Raw genomic sequence first — 22,380 nt, 5'->3', positions numbered from 1 at the left:
AATGACCTATCATAATGAATTGATATTATTTAACTTTTTTCTGATATAGTATAGTGATTTTAAAAGGGGGAATTTTTGATGAAGATTTTTGATGCTCATTTTCATATTATTGATTTTAATTATGAAGTAAAAGAGAATAACGGCTATATGCCACCAAGTTATCTAACTGAGGATTATCAAGAAGAAACACAAGATATGAATATTGCAGGTGGCGCAATTGTCTCTGGTTCTTTTCAAGGGTTCGATCAACAATATTTACTTAAAGCACTTAGTGACTTAGGTCCCGAATTCTGTGGCGTGACCCAATTGCCTTATAGTGTTTCAGATGAAGAAATAATTTCTTTAAATGATGAAGGCGTTCGTGCTTTAAGATTTAATGTTAAACGTGGTGGTTCAGAGGACTTAGCACATTTGAGTGATTTTGCGAAGCGTGTACATGACTTAGTAGGATGGCACAGTGAATTGTATATTGATTCTAAGAATTTACCAGACATTGAAGAAACCATATTATCTTTACCGGCTATATCCATTGATCACCTCGGTCTGTCTAAGGAAGGTCTTCCAAACCTTTTAAAATTAGTAGACAAAGGCGTTCACGTGAAAGCAACTGGTTTCAGTAGAATTGACTTGAATGTACAAGATGCATTAAAAGAAATTTATCAAGCAAATCCAGATGCACTTATGTTTGGTACAGACTTACCATCAACACGTGCACCGAAACGCTTTACTTCTAAAGATATTCAATTCGTTCAAGATACTTTTGACGAAGCCGCAGCTAATAAAATATTTTATCAAAATGCGAAAGAATGGTATCGGAAGTAATATGATGCTGATAGTAATATAATACTTTGGTTTGAATGGAAAGTTAAATTTGGGAAAGATGTGAGTTTATTAATCCTTTAACCTACATCTCGACCTATCGGCTTTATTCAAACATTAAGCCATGACTCTCACCCATCATATCTCCAACTCCCCAATGTGTTTAATTTCAAAGTACAAGATTTCAGCTATATAATAGTAATTGAGATAAAAACTATATAGAAATGGAGTTTTGGTTATGAGTATATTTACTGTTCAAGAGAAAGTAGACATTTTAGGAGATATAGTAAGTATTCACTCTGTTAATGATAATGAAATTGAAGTATGTGAGTACTTACAGAAACTATTAGCAGACCATAACATCGAGTCCGAAATCATTAAAATTAGTGAAACGCGTGCAAATCTGGTTGCTGAAATGGGTGAAGATGGTCCAATTTTAGGTGTTTCTGGGCATATGGATGTCGTTTCTGCTGGTGATGAAAGTAAATGGACATATGATCCGTTTAAACTGACTGAAGTAGATGGGAAATTATTTGGCCGTGGCTCTGCTGATATGAAGTCTGGATTAGCTGCGCTTGTTATCAGCATGATAGACATACATGATCAAGGTTTATTACAGCATGGTAGAATTCGTCTGTTAGCAACGGCTGGTGAAGAAATTGCTGGTGAAGGTGCTAAAGCATTCCACGATAAAGGATATATGGATGATGTTGAAGCACTCGTTATCGCTGAGCCTTCCCAAGATAGAATTATTTATGCACATAAAGGTTCAATGGATATTCGCATCACTTCTCGAGGAAAAGCATCTCATAGCTCAATGCCACATCTTGGTTTTAATGCCATTTTACCGCTTGTAAAATTTATTTATAAAGCAGATGAAGGCTTTACTAAATTCAATCAAACAAATAAACTACTTGGCGAACCAATCATGAATGCGACTATCTTCAATGGCGGTAACCAAGTTAACTCAATTCCTGAACATGCAGAGTCGGAATTCAATATTCGTACGATTCCTGAACATGATAATGATCAATTCATTTCATATTTCAATGAAATTTTAAAACAGATAGAAACCGATCAAACAGATATTGAAATTGATACGTATATGTCTAGACCACCCGTTTACACTACTGGACAAAATTCATTAATCGAGTTAGCTGTGAAAATGGGCGAAAAACATTTAGACACAACGCTTCCAACTGAAGCATCACCAGGTGTTACAGATGCATCTGATTTATTAGTTTCTAAAGATGAGAACTTCTCATTTATAATGTATGGACCTGGTACAGTAGACCAAGCGCATCAAGTAGATGAACATGTATCCAAAGATGCGTATCTTAAATTTATTGATTTATATACAGAATTCTTCCCTAAATACTTAGAAAAGTAATTCATTATAACCGGAGTGATTAACGTGAATATACAAATTCAACAACTTAAAAACATCATTGATTCATCTCAAAATATTACATTTTTTACGGGAGCAGGTATTTCGGTTGCTAGTGGTATACCCGACTTCCGTTCACTCGGTGGATTATATGATCAAATCTCAGAGAATGGCTATTCCCCAGAATATTTATTAAGTACTGATTATTTACAAAGTGACCCAAAAGGATTTATGGACTTTTGCTTTCAATATTTACTTTTCACAGATAAACAACCTAATATCGTACATCAATGGATAGCCCAACTCGAAAAAGACCATCGTTCACTCGGTGTCATCACACAGAATATCGATGGTCTTCATAGTAATGCCGGCAGTCTAAATACAGATGAATTGCACGGCACTTTAAATCGATTTTATTGTACAAAATGCCAAAAAACATATACTAAATCTTATGTTATCGATAACCATTTACACCATTGCAAATCATGTGGTCATACCATTAGACCAGACATCGTATTATACGGTGAAATGCTAGATCAAGAAACAATATTCAATGCATTAAACAAAATAAGAGAAGCAGACACACTCGTCGTACTCGGGTCATCCTTACTCGTGCAACCCGCAGCAGGACTCATCTCAAACTTCGAAGGGCAAAACCTCGTCATTATAAACAAAGACGAAACACCTTATGATGCTACAGCAAATATCGTCATACATGATGACATGGTAGCTGTTGTACAAGAGATGTTGGAGTGAGTTAGGCCAAATCACAACGAGTTCCCTCTTTTATTCTTGATAACAAAATACACTCATGGTATTATTTAAGTATTAAAAAACACTTAGCAACTTTGGAAGGGTCACTGAGTGTAAAAATTAAGGCGTATAGTCTATGCTATATTTCACCATGGCTTATTGAATTTAGTCGTTTGTGTTGTAGCACAAGCGACTATTTTTTATTGTCTTTTTTAAGCAATAAATAAACTATATTACCTCTGTACGCAAATCCCCTTCAACACCTAAAAAAGACTACTTATCCCTCTATTTTCCGAGAAATAAGTAGTCTTTTTTTATGTTATTTTCTTACCTATTTGTGCTAATATTCTCCACAATAATAGGATAATTGCAGCGATGATTGTGATTGTTATGATTAGGATTAATAAATATGCATGATCAAATGCATTTGTACCTAATTCTAGTAATTTACTTTTTAATAGTCCATTTGAATTTTCTGCTACGATCATCGTTTCTTCAAAACTGCCTTTTGCTTTCGCTGGTATTTCTGCTATCGACATTGAGCGTTCCATTAAATAAGTATAAGTAAATGAAAATACGCCACCAAGTGCAGCTATACCTATTGAACCTCCGAGTTCATATGACACTTCTTCTACTGAAGCTGCCATACCTGCTTTATCGTCATCAACGTTTGTCATGATTGCATTTGATGCTACAGTCATTGCACCGCCTAACCCTAATCCTGCAATGCTAAGGAACAGTATTTGAATCCATAAATCATTGTGTAGAAATGCTGTGAATCCTACAATTCCGATTAATGAAATGATTAAATTGTAAATAAGTATTTTGATGCTATCAAATCGTGTTAAGATACTTCCTTGTACAATTGCTCCTATAAAAGCAGCTGCTGCCATCGACATTAAGACTAACCCTGCTTTTAAAGGTGTTAGATTTAAAATTAACTGTAATCTTTGAGATAAAATCATTTCAAAGCCAATTAATATGGATGCTGATGTAAATGCAGCTATCACACCTGATAAAAAGTATTTATTTTTAAATATATCTAAACTAATTAAAGGATTTAATAGACGTTTTTGTCGACTAATGAATAGTTTCAACGACCATAATCCAATCACTAATGTCAGTATAATCAGTACAATTGAAGGATTTTCTTTTGTGACTTCTTTAATAGCGTAGACAGTCCCTATAAGTCCTATCATAATGAGAATTGAACTTGTGATATCCCATTTTTTATCTTTGTTTCCTTTAATATTAGGAATTTGTATAAAAGCAACGATAATAACAAGTATCGTAATAGGAACATTAATTAGAAATACTGAACCCCACCAAAATTTAGTTAATAATAAACCACCTATTAAAGGTCCTAAACCAGCACCTGCTGATGCAATAGAAGACCAAATACCTAGCGCAAGTGCTCTATCTTTTTTGTCATCAAAGACTTGTTTAATAATAGCAAGTGTTGATGGCATCATTGTTGCTGCACCAATAGCCAATATAACTCTAGCCATAATTAAAGTGCCAGATGTTGGAGAAAAAGCTGCCACAACTGATGCTAAAGTAAAGATTACTAAACCAGATAAAAACATATTCTTATGTCCTACTTTATCACCCAACGTACCTAAACCAGGTAAGAGCCCTGCAACAACTAGCGGATACGCATTTACAATCCATAATTTTTGAAAAGCACTCGCTTCCAACTCATACGTTATCGTAGGTAAAGCAGTATATAAAACAGTCATATCTATAACAATCAAAAATAACGCACTAGAAACCAATATTAACGAGAACCATTTATTAAATTTCATGATAAATCCTCCTTACTCAAATAATGGTAAGGTGTATAGTTACTATATAGTCAAACATAAACTTTTTAACCATGTATATACTGTTTTACGAGCGAATTATCGATACAGAAACGCCAAATATGGACCGGTATTATTTTTTATCGGTCCAGAAACACGAAATATGGACCGATATTTATTTTTATCGGTACAGTAACGCTAAATATGGACCGATATATTTTTTTATCGGTACAGAAATGCCAAATATGGACCGATAATCTTTTTTATCGGTCCATATTTCTACATCCTAACTATACTCTACGTTTTTTGTTGTTAGGAATACGACATATTGATATAACACGTAGCATACGATAATTGCTGCCAATGTGATTTCAATTACAGAAAGTATTGTTCCGAATGTGATGGTGCTACTACTTGCATGACTATGCTGAGTGACATTATAAATTGATGCGGCTGTTGTTACCCATGGGAACGTCATTGCTGAAAAGGATACTTTGAAGCCTCTTTGTAGTATTTTCGGTAAGAATATTAAAGTAAATATAAACAACACTTGCGAAAGTACTAATAAGATGATGATATATACATTTGAATAATTTGTATTATTTAATATATAACCATTTAAACAAAGTGCTGCTGGTGCACTCATAATAATCACCATTGGAAACTGTTCTTGGTTATATGTTTGCCACGACTTGCTGATTAATACATACGCTAAAATCAACACTAGGCATATCGTCCCAAAGATTGTTGATACATGTCCGAGTGTTTCATTAAATGCTGTTGACGTTTCACTTATAACCCCAGTTCCGACAAACATCACAAACCAACTTGTGTTTGGCCATGATTTAAAATTTCTAAATGCATAGCGACTTACAAAAATAGTGATTAAGCTTATATGTAATAAAATGGCTACATACCATAGCACGTTTAACAACTGAGACTGTATGGTAAATTTCTGTTTTATAATGAATGCAAATATCATCAAAGTCATAGGAAATGTTGGTGATATCGCAAATGTATGGATATTTTTAAGCTCTTGTAGGAACATGTGTGGATAAACAATCCATTTTGTACAGAACATTAAAATTATTGCACAGGAAATAATCAAACTGCATAATCCTAAAGTCATTAAACTTAAATGGTAAAATAAATTACTTAACGCCATAACCCCTAGCGCTAATCCACTCATTGCAATTGGGGTTCTTTTTAATGCTGTTATAAACATATTGAATAGCCTTTCTTTCTATATTTTTCTAAAGTTTATGCTTCTATTCGTATTCTTTAAATCATACCATTGTTTGTCGTTTTGTTTAATCACATTTCTTTGATCATGACATCATAAGCAAGACATTCAATTGCGTTTCATGAACTGTGATATCACGAAATTAGATATATTATTCATCATAAAATACATCGTTTTATAAATAATATGTTTTTGGTAAAGTTTAAAGTATGGAAGCAATCAGAACATGGACAAAGTGACTTCCTTATAAATGAATTTTCCGAAAACTGTAATACTATTATCCAAATATTACACGTTATTAACTTAAACAAACAAAACAATTACAACTGTTTTCTTTTATCAAAAGTCATGATAATTTAATGTCAGACATTTAGGAAAGGGAAGGTTCAGACATAATGAAGAAATTATTAACAAGCTCTATCGCAACTATAGGGTTACTTACAATGGGTGTTGCTCATCATGAGGCAAATGCTGCAGAACAAAACGTTGCAACACAATCAACTATTCAAGGTACAACAGGTTACGCAAATGGTTCATACTATACTATTGATAATAACGGGAATTATCATCATACATTAGACGGTAAATGGAATCAGGCCATGTTTGATAACCATGAATATAAATCCTACGAAATCGATGCTAACGGTACATACCACTATTATTATTTCGTTAAAGGTGGACAAAGTTATGCACCAAGTCAATCACACGATTCAATTCAAAAACATGGTTACAACGTAGAAAATTCTAATTCTAACGCTAAATCAACAAATAAGACATCTATTCAAAATAATAAAGTAGATTCAACAGATGTATCATCTAAACAAAATACTAATAACACTAATGCAAGTTCAAATACACAAGCTTCAGACAACAATGTAACTTATAACCAAAGTCAAAATAATACAACATCACAAGATGCACAATTAAATGACAACGAAGCAACAACAACTCAAGCAAATAACAATGAAAGTGCAAGCTCTCAAAAGTCAGAAGGTAAAGCACAAGCTTCTTCAAACTGGTTAACTAAGAACACTAAATTACAAGAATATGGTCAATATCACGGTGGCGGTGCTCACTATGGTGTCGATTATGCTATGAAAGAAAATACACCAGTGTATTCACTAACTGATGGAACTGTTATCCAAAGCGGTTGGAGCAATTACGGTGGTGGTAACCAAGTAACAATCAAAGAAAAAAATAGTGATTATTACCAATGGTATATGCACATGAACAAATTAAATGTTCAAAAAGGTGATTCAGTAACTGCAGGTCAACAAATTGGTGAGTCTGGTAGTACAGGTAACTCAACTGCACCTCATTTACATTTCCAACGTATGAAAGGCGGCGTTGGTAACGAATATTCAGTCAACCCAGATTCATACATTAACAATAACCAATAATATAATCTATAACGTCAAAAAGGCTGAGACATTCTATATTGTTTCAGCCTCTTATTTTACACATATTTTTTGTAATATTCTGACAAAAAGTAATAAAATAATCATCATTTTTGACGAATAATTGTATGAAAATCTAAGATATAATGTATAATGACTAAATTTATAGAAAAAGAGGTTAGCAATGTGGATACTTTAAAAGTGAACAAACGATTAATTATGACACCTGGACCTGTAAGTGTAGATCCACGTGTTTCTCAAGCAATGTCGAATTCTATACTCGGTCAATTCGATTTTGAATTTGTTAATATCATGAATGAAACAATGTCATTAATTCGTCAGTCATTCTTAACAAAAAATAAATGGGCTTTTCCAATTGATGGAACTAGCCGTGCTGGCTTAGAAGCCGTTATATCAAATATCGTAAAACCTGGTGATGAAGTACTCGTACCTGTAATTGGTCGATTTGGTTATTTATTTACTGAACTCGTAACACGTGCAGGAGGAATCGTCCACAATATACATAAACCGATGGGCGAAGTGTTTGATCAAGCAGAAATTATTGAAGCTTTAGATGAATATAAACCTAAAGTTCTTGCGATTGTACATGGTGAAACATCAACAGGAAGATTGCAACCTATCGATCAATTAGGACGTGCTTGTAAAGAAAGAGGCATCTTTTCAGTAGTAGATGCTGTCGCAACTTATCAAGGTATGGTTATTCCTGTAGATGAATGGGAACTAGACGCAGTCGTTGGTGGCGCTCAAAAATGTCTATCTATTCCTTCAGGTATTACACCGATTACGTTTAACGAGCGTTTCAGCGAAGAAATTAATAAACGCAAACGTGTAGAATTAGGGATTCGCTCTAATGAATCTACCGAAAAAGAACATTTCATTAGCAGTAACTATTTAGATTTAACACAGTTACAAGACTACTGGAGCCCTAAACGCCTCAATCATCACACAGAATCTACAACATCTGTTTATGCATTATATACCGGATTAAAATTAGCACTATCAGAAGGCATTGAAGCACGTGCCAAAAGACATAGCTATCACCAAGAAGCTTTAAAAACAGCTTTAAAAGCACTTGGATTAGAAATTTACGGTGATGAATCTAATGAGATGAAAATGGTCATTTGCGTTAAAATTCCAGAAGGCATCGATGATAATACATTTAGAAATGGCTTATTACAAAACTACGGCGTAGAAATTGCTGGATCATTCGGCGACTTACAAGGACAAATATGGAGAATTGGTATTATGGGTTACGGCGTTCAAAAACAAAACATCCTAACATTCTTATCAATCTTCGCAACATATTTAGTATCACACGACAGCCAGCAACACCTTAATGTAGCAGACTCCATTAAGACATTATTAGACTATTATGAACAAAATGAAATCTAGCATTTCTTGAATGATAAGTTAGCTACAATCCAAAAAAGTCTGAGACAGTAACTTTGTCTCAGACTTTTTTGTGATTTTTATATCGTTTCATCTTCTACGACTCTATTTTTAGATGCTGGATAGCCTACTATAAAGAACAGAATAGACATAACGATTAAGGCGATGATACCTGATATCCAACTGTCTGTCGCATCGTGTAAATATCCAATAAAGAATGGTCCAATGGCAGCTATTAAATACCCAATAGATTGCCCGAATCCTGATAATGCGATACTTCCGTCACTTGTACGTGCACGTATAGAGAAGAATGTCATACATAAGCTAAAGCATGCACCCATACCTAAACCTGCAATAATAATACCGATTACGAGTAATACTAATGATTGCGTAAAGAATAAGCCAAATCCAACTAAGAATAGTATTGTTATAATCACAACTAATATACGTTGGTCTTTTAATTTAGACGCAATAATCGGGAATGTAAATGTCATTGGCACTTGTGAAAATTGGTTAAGCATGAGTAAATAACCTGCAGTTGATGGGTCTAGACCTCTATCTACTAATATAGAAGGCACCCAAGCAACAACTGTATAGAATACCATTGATTGGAATCCCATCGTTAAAGCTACTAACCATGCTAATTTAGACTTCGTAATGTTCAATTTTGTATGTTGATTCTGTGCTTCTGATAGTTTATCTTGACGTTCTAGTTTAGCGCCTTTACTTGCTTTTGGAATCCATAAAATTAATGCAATAATTCCTAGTACGATCCAAAAAGCAAGGGACAGTCTAAATCCTAATGGAGATTGAGACATTGGGAAACTTAGTCCTCCACCTAATCCTGCAGTAAAGTTCATTGTCCCACTATAAATACCTGTTGCTAATCCAATTTGTAATGGAAAATACCATTTCACATAACTCGGTAATACAACATTACCAAATGCGATCGCAATACCTAGTAGAACTGTACCAATAATAAATAAATTAAAACCACCTGCAACACGTATGTACAAAGCAATAATTACTAATATCGTTGATAGTACTATTGTATTAGACATCGTCAAACGTTTAGTTACTTTAGATACTAATGGCGAAACGACTGCAAATATAATGAGTGGTATTGTTGTTAAAAAACCAGCAAGACTGTTATTAATTTGCATAACATCTTTAATTTCATCAACTACTGGACCTACTGATGTTAATGGTGCACGTAGTGTAGATGCGATAAATACAATCGCAATTATGATGCCCCAATTTTTTTGAATTCTATGTGTATTATAGGGTTCAATCATCTTATACCACCTTATTTCTAAAATTTTTTCTTATAAAACCATCAACGCAACATTAGTATAGTTCATTCATATTGAAGTGTATATAATATGAGAGTCTGGAACAACACTTTGTCCCAGACTTTTTTAATAGTATATCAGAGATATGATTGAGTGCAATGCTGCTATGTTGAGCGACTTGATCGTTAGCCATAGGGGAATGGGTTTTTCTTCGGTTTATAAAGTTTAGTATGTCGGCTAACGATCTTGTTTTTCATTCTTGAGCGTTAGAATTTCTAACACCCTTCTTTAATACTCAATCAAATCCTTCATATTAACAAGAAACTGGTTTTACTGAAGGATCTAATAAAATTCTTGTACCTGCTTTTCCTTCTAATGCATCGATTGCATCATCTAACGAACAAATAATAGCTTCTTTACCTGATTCTGCAAATTGAATAGCCGCTTCTATCTTAGGTAACATACTTCCTGCTGGAAATTGATCTTTTGCTACGTATTGTTTCGCTTCTTCAACTGAAATTGTTTTAAGTTTTTCTTCGTTTTCTTTACCGAAGTTCACGCAAACATTTGGTACGTCTGTTAACATCATAAATGTATCTGCTTCAACTTGTTGCGCTAATTTTAAACCAGAACGATCTTTATCGATAACAGCTTCTACACCTTTAATATCACCGTGTTCATCACGGTAAACAGGTATACCACCGCCACCTGAAGAGATCACAATCGCTTGATTTATTAATTTCTTAATTTGGTTCACGCCATGAATAACAAGTGGTTCTGGAGAAGGTACAACACGACGGTATCCTCTACCAGCATCTTCTACCATGACAAAGCCATGTTCTTTTTCTAATCTTTTAGCTTCTTCTTCACTGAAGAATACACCAATTGGTTTAGTTGGATTATTAAATGCTTGGTCATCTTTGTCTACTTCTACCATTGTTAATAATGTTAATACATCACTGCTAATACCTAAATCGTTTAAATGATTTTTAATAGCTTCTTCCATCATATAGCCGATAAATCCTTGAGATTCAGCACTACATGCGTTAATTGGAAGTGGGTTCACAATATCTTTCGCCGCTTCGTTTTGAGCGATAATATTACCAACTTGTGGCCCGTTACCATGTGTAATCACAATGTTATGTCCTTGTTTCTTCAATTCTGCCATTTTACGTGTAGCAGACATCACGTTATTATATTGATTATCGTATGACGCTTCTTGATTAGGTTGTAATATCGCATTACCACCTAGTGCAAGTACAACTCGCTTACCCATACGTCTCACTCCTTAATGTTAATGCTACATACATGCCATATAACGTGTCTCTTCCAGATGAAGAACCTACTTTTAAAAGTTGGTCTAGACGCGCGATTGATGGATCATGTTGTAGGTTAGAAATTTTTGAACTAAATTGACCTTGCAGAGCACATTTTAAAAATTTTTCGCCTACAAGTGTGGTTAGAGATGATTGCAGTAATATGTTTAATTGTTCTAAATGATTATTGTTAATAAAAGGATGGATAAAATGAATAAATAAAATACCTGTCAGCATATCATCTCCGGACGGTGTTAAACCTTGTCCTCTACCAATCAGATATCGGTATTGTTCCTCAATTTGTTCATCATTTCCAAATTCTAATGCGTTTAATATGTGTTGCATCTTCTCTTTGTTAAAATCGCCTTGCTCATACATCTGAAAGTCATAAGATGCGATATTTTCTTTAAGCTTTTGTATATCAGTCTGTTCCGAAAAGTCAGATGCCTTTAAAGTTGGAACATGCCAAACAAGTTGGCATGTCTTACTTATTTGAATAGCAGTAGGACCCACTACAATTTGTTGATTTAATTCGATTTCGTTAAATAAACTTTGCTTTGTTTGTGAATCGACTAATATACCAAAAGGAAATGTTCCATTTTCATCTGTACCAATAAAGATAAGGTCATTCGATTTATTGACGATATTGAAACCTTTATTAAATACGCTATGCACATAAAATTGTTTATGTTGCTCTAAATGTTTCTTAGCATCCTGTCCTATTGCAGTTGCTTGAAGAATCACGCGTTAAATCCTAACTTTTCAGCATACGCTGTGATCGCTTTTTCGAAACATTCGATTGGTGGATGTACTGTACCTGCACCAATTTGTCCGTAACCAGCAATCTTATGCGCAATACCTGTATTGATAACAGGTGTAATGCCTGTTTCAACAACTTTACGTGCATCGATACCTAAACAAGCGCCCTTAAAGTTCCATGTTGGAATCGCAAAGTTAGGGTTCTCACCAATACAAATTTCAGTCATTTCATTACTAATTTGTAATGCATCATCAAATCCACCAGTACCAACAAATCTTGTAACAGCTGGTGCTGCGATCATTGCCATACCACCAACACCGATTGTTTCAGTAATCGCTGAGTCACCGATATCTGTATTCGCATCATCTGCTGAGTAACCAGTGAAATATAAACCTTGAGGTGTGTTAACAGGTGCTGTAAACCATTCGTCACCCATACCTGCAATACGTACACCGAAGTTCTCACCGTTACGACACATTGCTGTTACGACTGTACCGTGTTCGATTTGACGAGCAGCGTCCATCATCGCTTTACCTGTAGCCATCGCGATATTTAAGAAGAATTGATCTGTATCAGCTAAGAATTGTAATACTTCTGTACGTTTCTCAGGTTCTACATCTTCTAATGACGCAATGATAGGTGTCACTTCTTTTAAGAATGCTAATGATGCTGCAATGTTACGTTGGTGGAATTCATCACCCATTGCAATTGCTTTAGCGATTAATACGTTAACGTTTAAGCCATCATCCATTTTTTGAAGTGCTTTACTTAATACTGGACCTAATACATCTTTCATCCAGTGTAGACGGTTTACAACTGTTTCATTGTAAGCACCGAAACGTAATACAGCACCGATACCTTCGTTCATTTGACAGTATGCTTCATTACCTGATTCTCTATTTTCAACAACAAGTACTGGCATGTTAGCTGATGTAATACCACCCATTGGTCCAACCGCGTTAACGTGATGACAAGGAATGAACGTAATTTGTCCTTCTTCTAACAACTTACGTGCCGCTTCTTCGTTCTCAGCCCATCCTTCAAATAAAATCGCACCGACACATGAACCTTGCATAGGATCTGTCATGTTTTCATATTTGATTGGTGGTCCAGCATGTAATAATACATGTTCTTTAAGTTCTGGAATTTTAGATTTAGCAGGCACCACATCTACTAAAAATGGTGCTGCTGCGATCATCTTATCAATGACTGCTTGGTTAGCTTCGTCTATTGTTTTATAAGCCATTTTATACTGTCTCTCCTTCGTAATTGTTTAAGAATTGAAGTACTTTCATTAATTTCTCGTCGCCACCTGCGATTGGTTGCCAGTTAAACTGAACAACTTGTGCGTCATTAGCTTGGATAGCTTCTGTGAAACTCTTCAATCCGATATTAATCACACTTGGTTTCATATTAATTAAGTTCAAGACTTTTTCATCAACTGTTAAATCAACAGATTCTGCTTCGAATGATTTTGTTTCTAATTGTGGTTGTTCAACATCTTTACCAAGTAAATGAAGTGCTGTCGTCACCATTTGATTGTTTGTTTCACATACGATTGCGCCAGCTTCTTTTAAGATATTAACTTGTTTGTCGTAACCTTGATGGTCATGCTCAGTACCTACAACTGTAGCAAGAACTGCTAAACTGCGACCTTCTGATTGTGCTTTGTCTAACACTTTTTGAATCGTTGGCGCAAGTTCATTTGCCATGTCATCATGACTTCCGTATCCGATCACGTTATCTAACATAATAATAGCTGTTGATGGATCGTCTGCAGATTGTTCTAACATTTCGATACGTTTAGATGGATCAATCATAGGATGAGGTCTACCTTGTGTATAAATATCATCACCTAAGTCGATAATTTCGTGGTGACCACCTTTATATGAAAAGCCTTCTGGTGTTTCTACATCTGAATTGTCGCCTAAAGTATCTTTTAATAACATTGCTGCTTCAGAAGCTAACGTACCGCCAGAGTAATAACCTTTAACGCCATCTTGGTTATCAGCAAATTTGATGTTAATATCTGATTGAATTGCTGTGCTAAATTGAGGTGTTTCACCATTTGAAAGTTGAACAGATACACGTGCCGCTTCTTCTAATGTATAAGCGTGGTAAATGTTTGATTCTGTATATTCAGGTTTAGAACCTAAGAATAACGTTACGATTGGTTTTTCGATATTACGTAATAAATTCAATACTTTTTCTTCTACTTCTTTAGCTGGTGGCTTAGAAATAACTGTAATGACTTTCACTTTAGGATCCGCATTAAGTGCTTTAATACTGTCTAACATCGTAATCGCACCTACTTCAGTAGATAAGTCACGGCCACCTGTACCGATAGCATTTGTAACACCTTTTCCTTCACGGTCAATGATTGTTGTTACTTCTTGAATACCTGTACCTGAAGCGCCAACAACACCGATGTCACCTTCATTTACAGTGTTTGTAAATGCAAGTGGTAAACTATGAATAATACCTGTACCACAGTCAGGACCCATCACGAGTAAACCTTTGTCATGTGCCATTTTTTTCAAACGTACTTCGTCTTCTTTTGCTACGTTGTCGCTGAACATAAATACATTTAAGTTATTTTTCAATGCTGTTTCAGCTTCCATTGCTGCATATTGCCCAGGAATTGAAATCAATGCTAAGTTAGGATTGTTTGCTAATTCTAATGCACGGTTCCAATTTGAAGCTTCGTTTTGTTTTTGAGATTGGTCTTCACTTTCACCTTTCCCTTTCAATTCCGCTTCAACTTCTTGGTTTACTTCTTCAACTTTTTCTTCATTTTCTGTATCTACAACGATGATAATATCGTTTGGTTTCGCTACTTCTAATTCATCCGTACCTAATCCTGAAGATTTAAAAATATCTTTATTGGCAGGTGTTCCCATCATAATGGATACTTGGTTAATACCATCAATAGCAGATAATTTATTCGATAATAACATTAATACAATCGAATCTTGGTAAGTGTTTTCTTTAATAATTGTGTGTAACATACTATTCCTCCGTTATTATTCTGCAAATCTATTTTTTCCGTGATAACGATCAAAGTGCACATCGTCTGAAACTAAGTAGTTGTATATCTCATCAACAATTTCAATGCCTTCTTCGTCGTATTTTTCACTACGTAATCGGCCACGTTCACCAGGATAGAAAATTTCTCCATATCCTTGTGCTGCTGGTTGTGCTTTTAATTCATCAAGCATTGTTGAAATATTTGATTTAAATTGGTCTAAGTCTGTGAAGAATGCCGGATTAATCACGACATGTAATTGGCCTAAGTCACGGCCTTTCGTTAAATCTTTGTACATAGATGAAACATGTACACCATGTGGTACGCCTAGTAAACTACCTGATAGAATATCAACCATCATCATAAGGCCATATCCTTTAGGTCCTGCAACTGGTACAAGTGCATGAACATCTCTAGCATTTGTCGTTGGTTCACCATTCGCATCAACTGCCCATGTATCTGGGATTGATTGATTTTTCGCTCTTGCATCTAGCACTTTACCCCATGCTTGAACGGTCGTTGCCATATCAAATGTAATGATGCGATCATCGTTTGATGGTGCACTAAATGCAATTGGATTTGTTCCGAAATATGGTTCAGTACCACCGAATGGCACAACCATTGGATCTGATTGGCACATACTTAAACCGACCATATTCTCTTTAGCTGCCATCTCTACAAAGTAACCTAATGCACCACTATGTGAAATGTGCTTAACACCAACAACGGCAACGCCATTTTCTTTAGCCATCTCGATTGCTTTTTCCATCGCTTGTTTAGCCGCTTGATGACCAGGACCATTATCTCCTTCAAATACAGCTGTTGATGAACCCGTTTGTTCGAATTGATAATTCGGATTGGCTGTTATGCCACCTTTAGCAATTCGCTCAGCATAGTACTCTACTCGTACTGCACCATGTGAATGAATACCTCTATGATCCGCAAATGTTAATACGTCTGCTACATCTTCTGCAGCACCTTCGTTTAAGCCCGCTTTAGCTAATTTATTCTTCATTAAATCAAATAATTCTTTCTTTGAAACACGCATATCTTAACCTCCTTATTACTCGAATAGTGTAATTTATATACATAAAATCATGATTTTAGCCGTAAAAAAAGAAGGTACTCAAGACGTACGATATTAAATGTCGACAGTCGTCATTTATAACATTCAATTGTCTCTTTCACTTCTTCTCAGCTATTTAATAAATGTCATCAGATATTAAATACTCATAAATACTTTCGGCAATCGGTATGCCACTTTCTTTGTAGCGTTTTTTAACGTCCTCTTGAATTTCACCTGGGTAATAAACTTGATCAAAGCCTTTAGCCGGTTTAATATCATGAAGTTCATCAACCATTTCAGATACGTGTGTTAAAAATTGTTCTTCATCACCAAAATATGCTGGATTAATGACGATATGAAATTGTCCTAATCTACGATACTGACTTAAATCTTCATACATTGATGTAACATGTTTTCCAAATGGTAAACCTAACAAGCTACCTGCTAGAATATCTACCATCATCATCAATCCATAACCTTTAGGACCCGCGACTGGTAATAGCGCAGCGACTTCAAATGGATCTGTCGTTGGCTCACCTTGTTTGTCTACTGCCCAAGTGTCTGGAATGGATTTGTTTTTAGAACGTGCATCTAAGATTTTTCCCCAAGCTTGCACGGTTGTTGCCATATCAAATAATATCGGTTCACCATTTTTACGTGGTGCTGCAAAAGCAATTGGGTTTGTACCAAAGTATGGTTCTGTACCACCAAATGGTACAACCATTGGGTCTGATTGACATACTGTTAAAGCGACCATGCCTTCTTTTGCCGCTTGTTCAGCAAAGTAACCAATCGCACCACTGTGGCCCATTTCTTTAATACCGACCATGCCGATACCACTTTCTTTAGCTAATTTAATCGCTTCTTCCATTGCTTCATAAGCAACATAGTGCCCAACTGCATTATCTCCAAAGTAAGTACCTGATGATGGACCTGTCTTTGTGAATGTTAATTCTGGATTCAAATTGTATCCTTTTTTTGCAGTACGTTCTGCGTAATATTGTGTACGCACAGAACCGTGTGAATGAATGCCACGCTCATCTGCAAATATCATCAAATCTGCTGTCTTATCAGCATGTTGTTCAGATAAACCTGCATTTGTCAGTTTGTCTTTAAATAACTGGCGCAACTTTCCACGTTCTACGTATACTAATCCTTCTTCTGCCATTCTTAACAACCTTCCTTAAATTTCGATATCTCTATTTGCATCTTTAGAGTAAATATAAGCGAATGGTTCGTCTAAGCCTACAGCGTAAGTTGCTTGTGGTGCATAAGCGCCCATAAAGATGTAATCACCTTTATCAACTGGTTGCCATTCGTTATCTAAGTTGTACATACCGCGACCACTTAATACATAAGCACCGTGTTCTTGAACGTGTGTTTCAATATATCCGTGTGAAGCACCTGGTTTAAATGACAAGATATGAATGTTCATGTCATATGCTAATTCTTTAGGTAATAAATCAAGAATTGTAACTTCTTCCATACCTTCATAAGGTTCTTGAACCATGTCATTCACATTTCCAGTTACAACTTCTGGTGTGAATCCTTCTAAAGGTTGGTAACGTTTTTTATATAAGAATACGCGGCTATCATTGTTTTGATTGCTGTTTTCAAAAGTCATAACTTGGTGACTTGGTACGTATAAGTATCCACCAGCTGTTAATTCATATTTTTTGTCATCTGCGTATGCGTTGATTTTACCGTATTCAACGTAAATAAATGTTTGAACGCCGTCTCCACCAAAGCCTTGTCTGTTTCCGCCTTGATTTTTTAATGTTACTAAGTAGTCTACAAAGCGAGCACCTAGTCTTGGTGAACCTAAAATTGTAACGTCGCAATCTTCGAAACCTGGTACAACGTTGTTTACTAAGCCGTCTGGTGTAATAACTGCATAGTTGTCTTTCTTAATAACTGAACGTGTTTCTAATAGTCCTTCTCTATAACCTTGATTATGATTAATGTAACCCATGATCAATACTCCTTTTCTCTATCTCTATTTTTTAAAATTTATTTATTCTTTATAAGCAAGTTCATATAAGACTTGTTTCAATACTTCGATACCTTTTACTAAATCTTCAACATTTGTCTCTTCTTCAACGTTGTGACTCACACCATTTATAGATGGCACAAACAACATAGAAGTTGGTACATAATGTGCGAAGATTTGTGAATCGTGACCTGCACCTGAAGACATCAATTTCCAATCTGATTTGCCAACGACTGTTTCAGCAGCACGTTCGATTGTCTTAACTAAATCTTCATTCATTAATGTTGGTGCTTCATCCATCCATAAATCAATGTCATGTTCAACGCCTTCTTCTTCAGATACGCGTTTAATACATGCATCAATTTCTTCAGCGAATTGATTTAATGCATCTTGGTCAATGTGACGACAATCGATTGAGAATGTCACTTCACCTGGCACAACATTTACGGTATTTGGTACTGGGTCTACGCGACCAAATGTTAATACTAATGGATCTCCTAATTCTCTTGCACGTTCTGTCAATTGTGTCGCGATTTTACTAAATGCGATGACAGCATCTCTTCTTAAGCCCATTGGTGTCGTACCTGCATGGTTTGCTTCACCTTTTAAATTAACTGTATAACGTTTTTGTCCAACGATACCGTTAACGACACCAATTGATTTTTGTTCTGTTTCTAACACTTTTCCTTGTTCAATATGAACTTCGATAAATGCTTTAATGCGACTGTAGTCATTGTCATCTGTACGATAATCAAATCCTACTTCACGCATTGCATCTTTAAATTGAATACCTTCAGCATCAGCAATTGTATCTACATCGTCTTTATCTGCTAAGTTGAAGAAGTTCTTACTACCCCAGAATGCAAATGGGAAGCGACTGCCTTCTTCTTCTGCTAAAGCTAAAATTTCTAAAGAACGTAATGGTTGTCCGTATTCTGCTTTCAATGATTGCATCGCTACAAGTGCTGCTAATACACCGAATTGACCATCTAAATGGCCACCTTCAACAACTGTATCAATATGAGAACCAGACATAATCGTTTCTTCTGGGTATTTACTACCTTCTATACGACCTCTTAAGTTACCAATGTCATCGAATTGTGCTTCAAATCCTTCTTTATCTAATGTTTCTTTTAATGCGCGAACAGCGTTTGACCATTCTTTAGAATAAAGTAAACGTGTAATACCACCACCTGTCAAACCTCCAAATGAAGTAAACTGTTTATCTAGCGCTTCGAAAGAAGAACGGATGTCCATATAATTCATCTCCTTTTCATGTCACTTACTATTATAAGCGGTTACATTTTTGTTATCATTCACAAAACATACAATAATTCGCTTAACTTTTATATGTTTTATACAAATACGACCTAAATTTAATTTGAGATACTATGATTAGGAAAATATATCTTCTAGGAGGCTGAGTTGTTTTGACTCAAAATCATTCAATGTGTATAACAAATGATGGTTTTCAATTACCCAATACCGTCATCGAATCTAAAAATGAAGATCCTCAAGGGGTTATCATATACTTTCATGGTGGCGGGTTAATTTTTGGTCAACGTGATGACTTACCACAAGCATATATAGAGATTTTGACAGAGTCCTATCATCTTGTACTCGTTTCTTATCGATTGGCACCGGAAAGCCCAATTGATACGATTATCTCAGATGCATTAGCTCAATATGATGAAATCAGTGCTTTATATGAGGCATTACCAATCTATACGTTTGGTCGTTCAGCGGGTGGATTCTTAAGTTTAATGGTTGCACGTTATCGTGAAGTTGCAGGCATTCTTGATTTTTATGGCTATTCACGTGTTCATGTTCCTGCATTTTTAAGACCGAACGCACAATACCAAGCTTTATCAACTCAAATTACACCAGCGCTATTAAATCAACTTATACAACCTAATCCATTAACTTTTGGCTCATTACAAACGAGATATCCGATTTATTTATATGTACGCGGCCAAGCGAAATGGTTATCTTATTTAGGTATTCAATCATCAACAGCAAGTGCATATAATATTTCACCTAAAGAATTAAAGCAATTTCCACCGACTTTCATTGTACATTGCAAAGGTGACCCAGATGTTCCGTATAGTGAAAGTGAAAATATTTACCGCCAAATTGAGCATAGTCAATTAGAGACACTCGATTTAGAGCAACATGATTTTGATCGTGACGTAACACCAACGAGCATTTCACTGTATAAACAAGCCGTACAATTTTTAAAACAATCATCAAACTTAGTTCAAGGGGGATAAATGATGAACATTCAAAATGTCATGGAAAATCTAGAAACGTTTAATCAATTTGCGCGTAATCCTGAAAATGGTGGTATTAACCGAATTGCTTTTACACATTCAGAACGTGTAGCAGCACTTAAATTCTCAATGCTTTGCCAAAAAGCTGGTCTAGATGTCTACTTTGATTTCTTCGGAAATGTTATTGCGCGTCGAGAAGGTAAAAATCCAGACCTTAAACCAGTCGTATTAGGTTCTCATATAGATACGGTTAAAGACGGCGGGCAATATGACGGACTACTTGGTGTTGTTGGTGCGTTGGAAGTTGTGGAATATTTAAATAAATATCAAATAGAAACGGATCATCCCATTATTATCATTGCTTTTGCTTGTGAAGAATCTACAAGATTTAATGAAGCGACATTAGGTAGTAAATATCTCACAGGCAATATGACGAAAGAAGATATGAAATATATTAAAGATAACGACGGGAATGTACTTTATGATATTGTCGCACCACTTGCTCAAGACATGCATGGTAAAGCAGCATTATTTGAAAGAAACAATATTAAAGCATTTTTAGAATTACACATCGAACAAGGTCCAATTTTAGAGAAGAAACATAAAGATATCGGCATCGTGACAGATGTAGCAGGTCCGCATCGTTTTAAATTAAAAATTCAAGGCGTGACGAGTCATTCAGGTTCAACACCTATGCCAATGAGAATAGATGCACTGACAACATCCGCAGAAATCATCTTAAAAATCGAAGAAATTGGACGTGCTTATCATGATAAAGGAATTGTGACAACAGTCGGTTATGCAGATGTATATCCAAATACAATGAATGCCATACCAGGAGAAGTCACACTTTTAATAGACATTAGAGGTAAGAATGAAGCCGTACGAGAACAAGTCGTTGATGAAATCACATCATACATTGAACGCATAACAGATCATCGCAATGCACATTATGAATTGGAAGATTTAGGTCAAGATGCACCACGCAGTTTCAATCATAAAATTGCAAAAATCAACGAAGACAACTGTCAGCAATTAGGGTATACGTATAACTATATGTACAGTGGCGCAGGACATGATGCTATGATCATCGCACCCATATGTCCAACAAGTATGATCTTTATACCATGTAAAGAAGGTATTAGCCATTCACCAAAAGAATCCGTCACAGCAGACCAAATCGAAAAAGGCATTAACCTCCTCATACATACAACAATCGAACTAGCCAAGCTCGACACCGTGTTGGAGTAGGATATTTTTTGGGGGATGTCCGGAGATGTGAGTTTACTCTTCCTTTAACTCACATCTTTGGCTATCTTGTGAATTTATTTCTCCTTTAACTCACATGTTTTACGATCTCGTGGGTTTACTACTTCTTTAACTCACATCTTTGGCTATCTTGTGAGTTTATTTCTCCTTTAACTCACATCTTTGGCTATCTCGTGAGTTTACTGCCTCTTTAACTCACATGTTTTACGATCTCGTGGGTTTACTACTTCTTTAACTCACATCTTTGGCTATCTCGTGGGTTTACTACTTCTTTAACTCACATCTTTGGCTATCTTGTGAGTTTATTTCTCCTTTAACTCACATCTTTGGCTATCTCGTGAGTTTACTGCCTCTTTAACTCACATGTTTTACGATCTCGTGGGTTTACTACTTCTTTAACTCACATCTTTGGCTATCTCGTGGGTTTACTACTTCTTTAACTCACATCTTTGGCTATCTTGTGAGTTTATTTCTCCTTTAACTCACATCTTTGGCTATCTCGTGAGTTTACTCTTCCTTTAACTCACATGTTTTACGATCTCGTGAGTTTAATACTTCTTTAACTCACATCTTTGGCTATC

The 22,380-nt window shown here is 35.5% G+C and carries 18 protein-coding genes; 7 read left to right on the top strand and 11 right to left on the bottom strand.

The genetic code is table 11. From position 1 onward, the window contains the following. Window positions 1-78: 78 nt before the first annotated feature. The 3 genes from LQ694_RS11855 to LQ694_RS11845 all read left to right on the top strand — a co-directional run bounded on the left by LQ694_RS11855 (window position 79) and on the right by LQ694_RS11845 (window position 2,962). Window positions 79-822, top strand: coding sequence for an amidohydrolase family protein (locus LQ694_RS11855; RefSeq protein WP_231493000.1), 744 nt, complete (start codon window positions 79-81; stop codon window positions 820-822). A 235-nt stretch (window positions 823-1,057) separates the two neighbouring features. Beyond that, window positions 1,058-2,209 carry an ArgE/DapE family deacylase gene (locus tag LQ694_RS11850; RefSeq protein ID WP_218697061.1) on the top strand — a complete coding sequence of 384 codons (1,152 nt, stop codon included), beginning with the start codon at window positions 1,058-1,060 and terminating at the stop codon, window positions 2,207-2,209. Between the two features lie 24 nt (window positions 2,210-2,233). Next, complete coding sequence (locus LQ694_RS11845; protein ID WP_096791578.1) at window positions 2,234-2,962, top strand: NAD-dependent protein deacylase; 729 nt, start codon at window positions 2,234-2,236, stop codon at window positions 2,960-2,962. 311 nt (window positions 2,963-3,273) lie between these two features. Here the strand turns inward: LQ694_RS11845 and LQ694_RS11840 are convergent, their stop codons facing one another. Then, window positions 3,274-4,764, bottom strand: coding sequence for an MFS transporter (locus LQ694_RS11840; RefSeq protein WP_218697060.1), 1,491 nt, complete (start codon window positions 4,762-4,764; stop codon window positions 3,274-3,276). Between the two features lie 283 nt (window positions 4,765-5,047). Continuing rightward, window positions 5,048-5,986, bottom strand: coding sequence for a TDT family transporter (locus tag LQ694_RS11835; RefSeq protein WP_231493001.1), 939 nt, complete (start codon window positions 5,984-5,986; stop codon window positions 5,048-5,050). A 413-nt stretch (window positions 5,987-6,399) separates the two neighbouring features. On the opposite strand from LQ694_RS11835, the gene LQ694_RS11830 reads away from it, so the two are divergent. Together LQ694_RS11830 and LQ694_RS11825 are read left to right on the top strand one after the other, a co-directional pair. Continuing rightward, window positions 6,400-7,404 (top strand): M23 family metallopeptidase, encoded by a 1,005-nt coding sequence (locus LQ694_RS11830; protein WP_058611813.1) that lies wholly within the window; start codon window positions 6,400-6,402, stop codon window positions 7,402-7,404. Window positions 7,405-7,587: 183 nt separating this feature from the next. Further along, window positions 7,588-8,814: a pyridoxal-phosphate-dependent aminotransferase family protein gene (locus LQ694_RS11825; protein WP_206165624.1), complete on the top strand. Its 1,227-nt coding sequence runs from the start codon at window positions 7,588-7,590 to the stop codon at window positions 8,812-8,814. Window positions 8,815-8,891: 77 nt separating this feature from the next. On the opposite strand, the gene LQ694_RS11820 is transcribed toward LQ694_RS11825, so the two are convergent. From LQ694_RS11820 to allC, 9 genes are all read right to left on the bottom strand, one after another. Beyond that, window positions 8,892-10,106: a CynX/NimT family MFS transporter gene (locus tag LQ694_RS11820; RefSeq protein ID WP_025907163.1), complete on the bottom strand. Its 1,215-nt coding sequence runs from the start codon at window positions 10,104-10,106 to the stop codon at window positions 8,892-8,894. A gap of 310 nt (window positions 10,107-10,416) precedes the next feature. Next, on the bottom strand, window positions 10,417-11,379 hold the full coding sequence (gene arcC, locus LQ694_RS11815; RefSeq protein WP_231493002.1) for a carbamate kinase: 963 nt from the start codon (window positions 11,377-11,379) through the stop codon (window positions 10,417-10,419). Next, the gene (locus LQ694_RS15600) at window positions 11,372-12,163 is read right to left on the bottom strand and encodes an oxamate carbamoyltransferase subunit AllH family protein (RefSeq protein WP_179926537.1); all 792 of its coding nucleotides are present in this window, start codon (window positions 12,161-12,163) and stop codon (window positions 11,372-11,374) included. Before LQ694_RS15600 ends, arcC begins: the two co-directional genes overlap by 8 nt. Further along, complete coding sequence (locus LQ694_RS11805) at window positions 12,160-13,425, bottom strand: YlbE family protein (protein ID WP_049320214.1); 1,266 nt, start codon at window positions 13,423-13,425, stop codon at window positions 12,160-12,162. The genes LQ694_RS15600 and LQ694_RS11805 overlap by 4 nt, the downstream gene beginning before the upstream one ends. 1 nt (window position 13,426) lies before the next feature. After that, the gene (fdrA, locus tag LQ694_RS11800) at window positions 13,427-15,187 is read right to left on the bottom strand and encodes an acyl-CoA synthetase FdrA (RefSeq protein ID WP_218697057.1); all 1,761 of its coding nucleotides are present in this window, start codon (window positions 15,185-15,187) and stop codon (window positions 13,427-13,429) included. Between the two features lie 15 nt (window positions 15,188-15,202). Then, complete coding sequence (gene allD / locus LQ694_RS11795) at window positions 15,203-16,252, bottom strand: ureidoglycolate dehydrogenase (protein ID WP_179926535.1); 1,050 nt, start codon at window positions 16,250-16,252, stop codon at window positions 15,203-15,205. Window positions 16,253-16,406: 154 nt separating this feature from the next. Next, entirely contained in the window at window positions 16,407-17,438 is a 1,032-nt protein-coding gene (gene allD, locus LQ694_RS11790) for an ureidoglycolate dehydrogenase (RefSeq protein WP_058611806.1), read from the bottom strand. Window positions 17,439-17,453: 15 nt separating this feature from the next. Beyond that, window positions 17,454-18,242: a (S)-ureidoglycine aminohydrolase gene (allE, locus tag LQ694_RS11785; protein WP_049320210.1), complete on the bottom strand. Its 789-nt coding sequence runs from the start codon at window positions 18,240-18,242 to the stop codon at window positions 17,454-17,456. Between the two features lie 42 nt (window positions 18,243-18,284). After that, entirely contained in the window at window positions 18,285-19,517 is a 1,233-nt protein-coding gene (gene allC, locus LQ694_RS11780) for an allantoate deiminase (RefSeq protein ID WP_231493003.1), read from the bottom strand. Window positions 19,518-19,690: 173 nt separating this feature from the next. Here allC and LQ694_RS11775 point away from each other — a divergent pair, with 173 nt between their 5' ends. Both LQ694_RS11775 and LQ694_RS11770 read left to right on the top strand, forming a co-directional pair. Next, window positions 19,691-20,530 carry an alpha/beta hydrolase gene (locus LQ694_RS11775; RefSeq protein ID WP_218697055.1) on the top strand — a complete coding sequence of 280 codons (840 nt, stop codon included), beginning with the start codon at window positions 19,691-19,693 and terminating at the stop codon, window positions 20,528-20,530. A gap of 3 nt (window positions 20,531-20,533) precedes the next feature. Further along, window positions 20,534-21,781: a Zn-dependent hydrolase gene (locus LQ694_RS11770; RefSeq protein WP_135016378.1), complete on the top strand. Its 1,248-nt coding sequence runs from the start codon at window positions 20,534-20,536 to the stop codon at window positions 21,779-21,781. Window positions 21,782-22,380 lie beyond the last annotated feature (599 nt).

The organism is Mammaliicoccus sp. P-M58, from assembly GCF_022386165.1.
Classification (GTDB): Bacteria; Bacillota; Bacilli; order Staphylococcales; family Staphylococcaceae; genus Mammaliicoccus; species Mammaliicoccus sciuri.
This window is presented reverse-complemented; position numbering and strand designations above follow the sequence as displayed.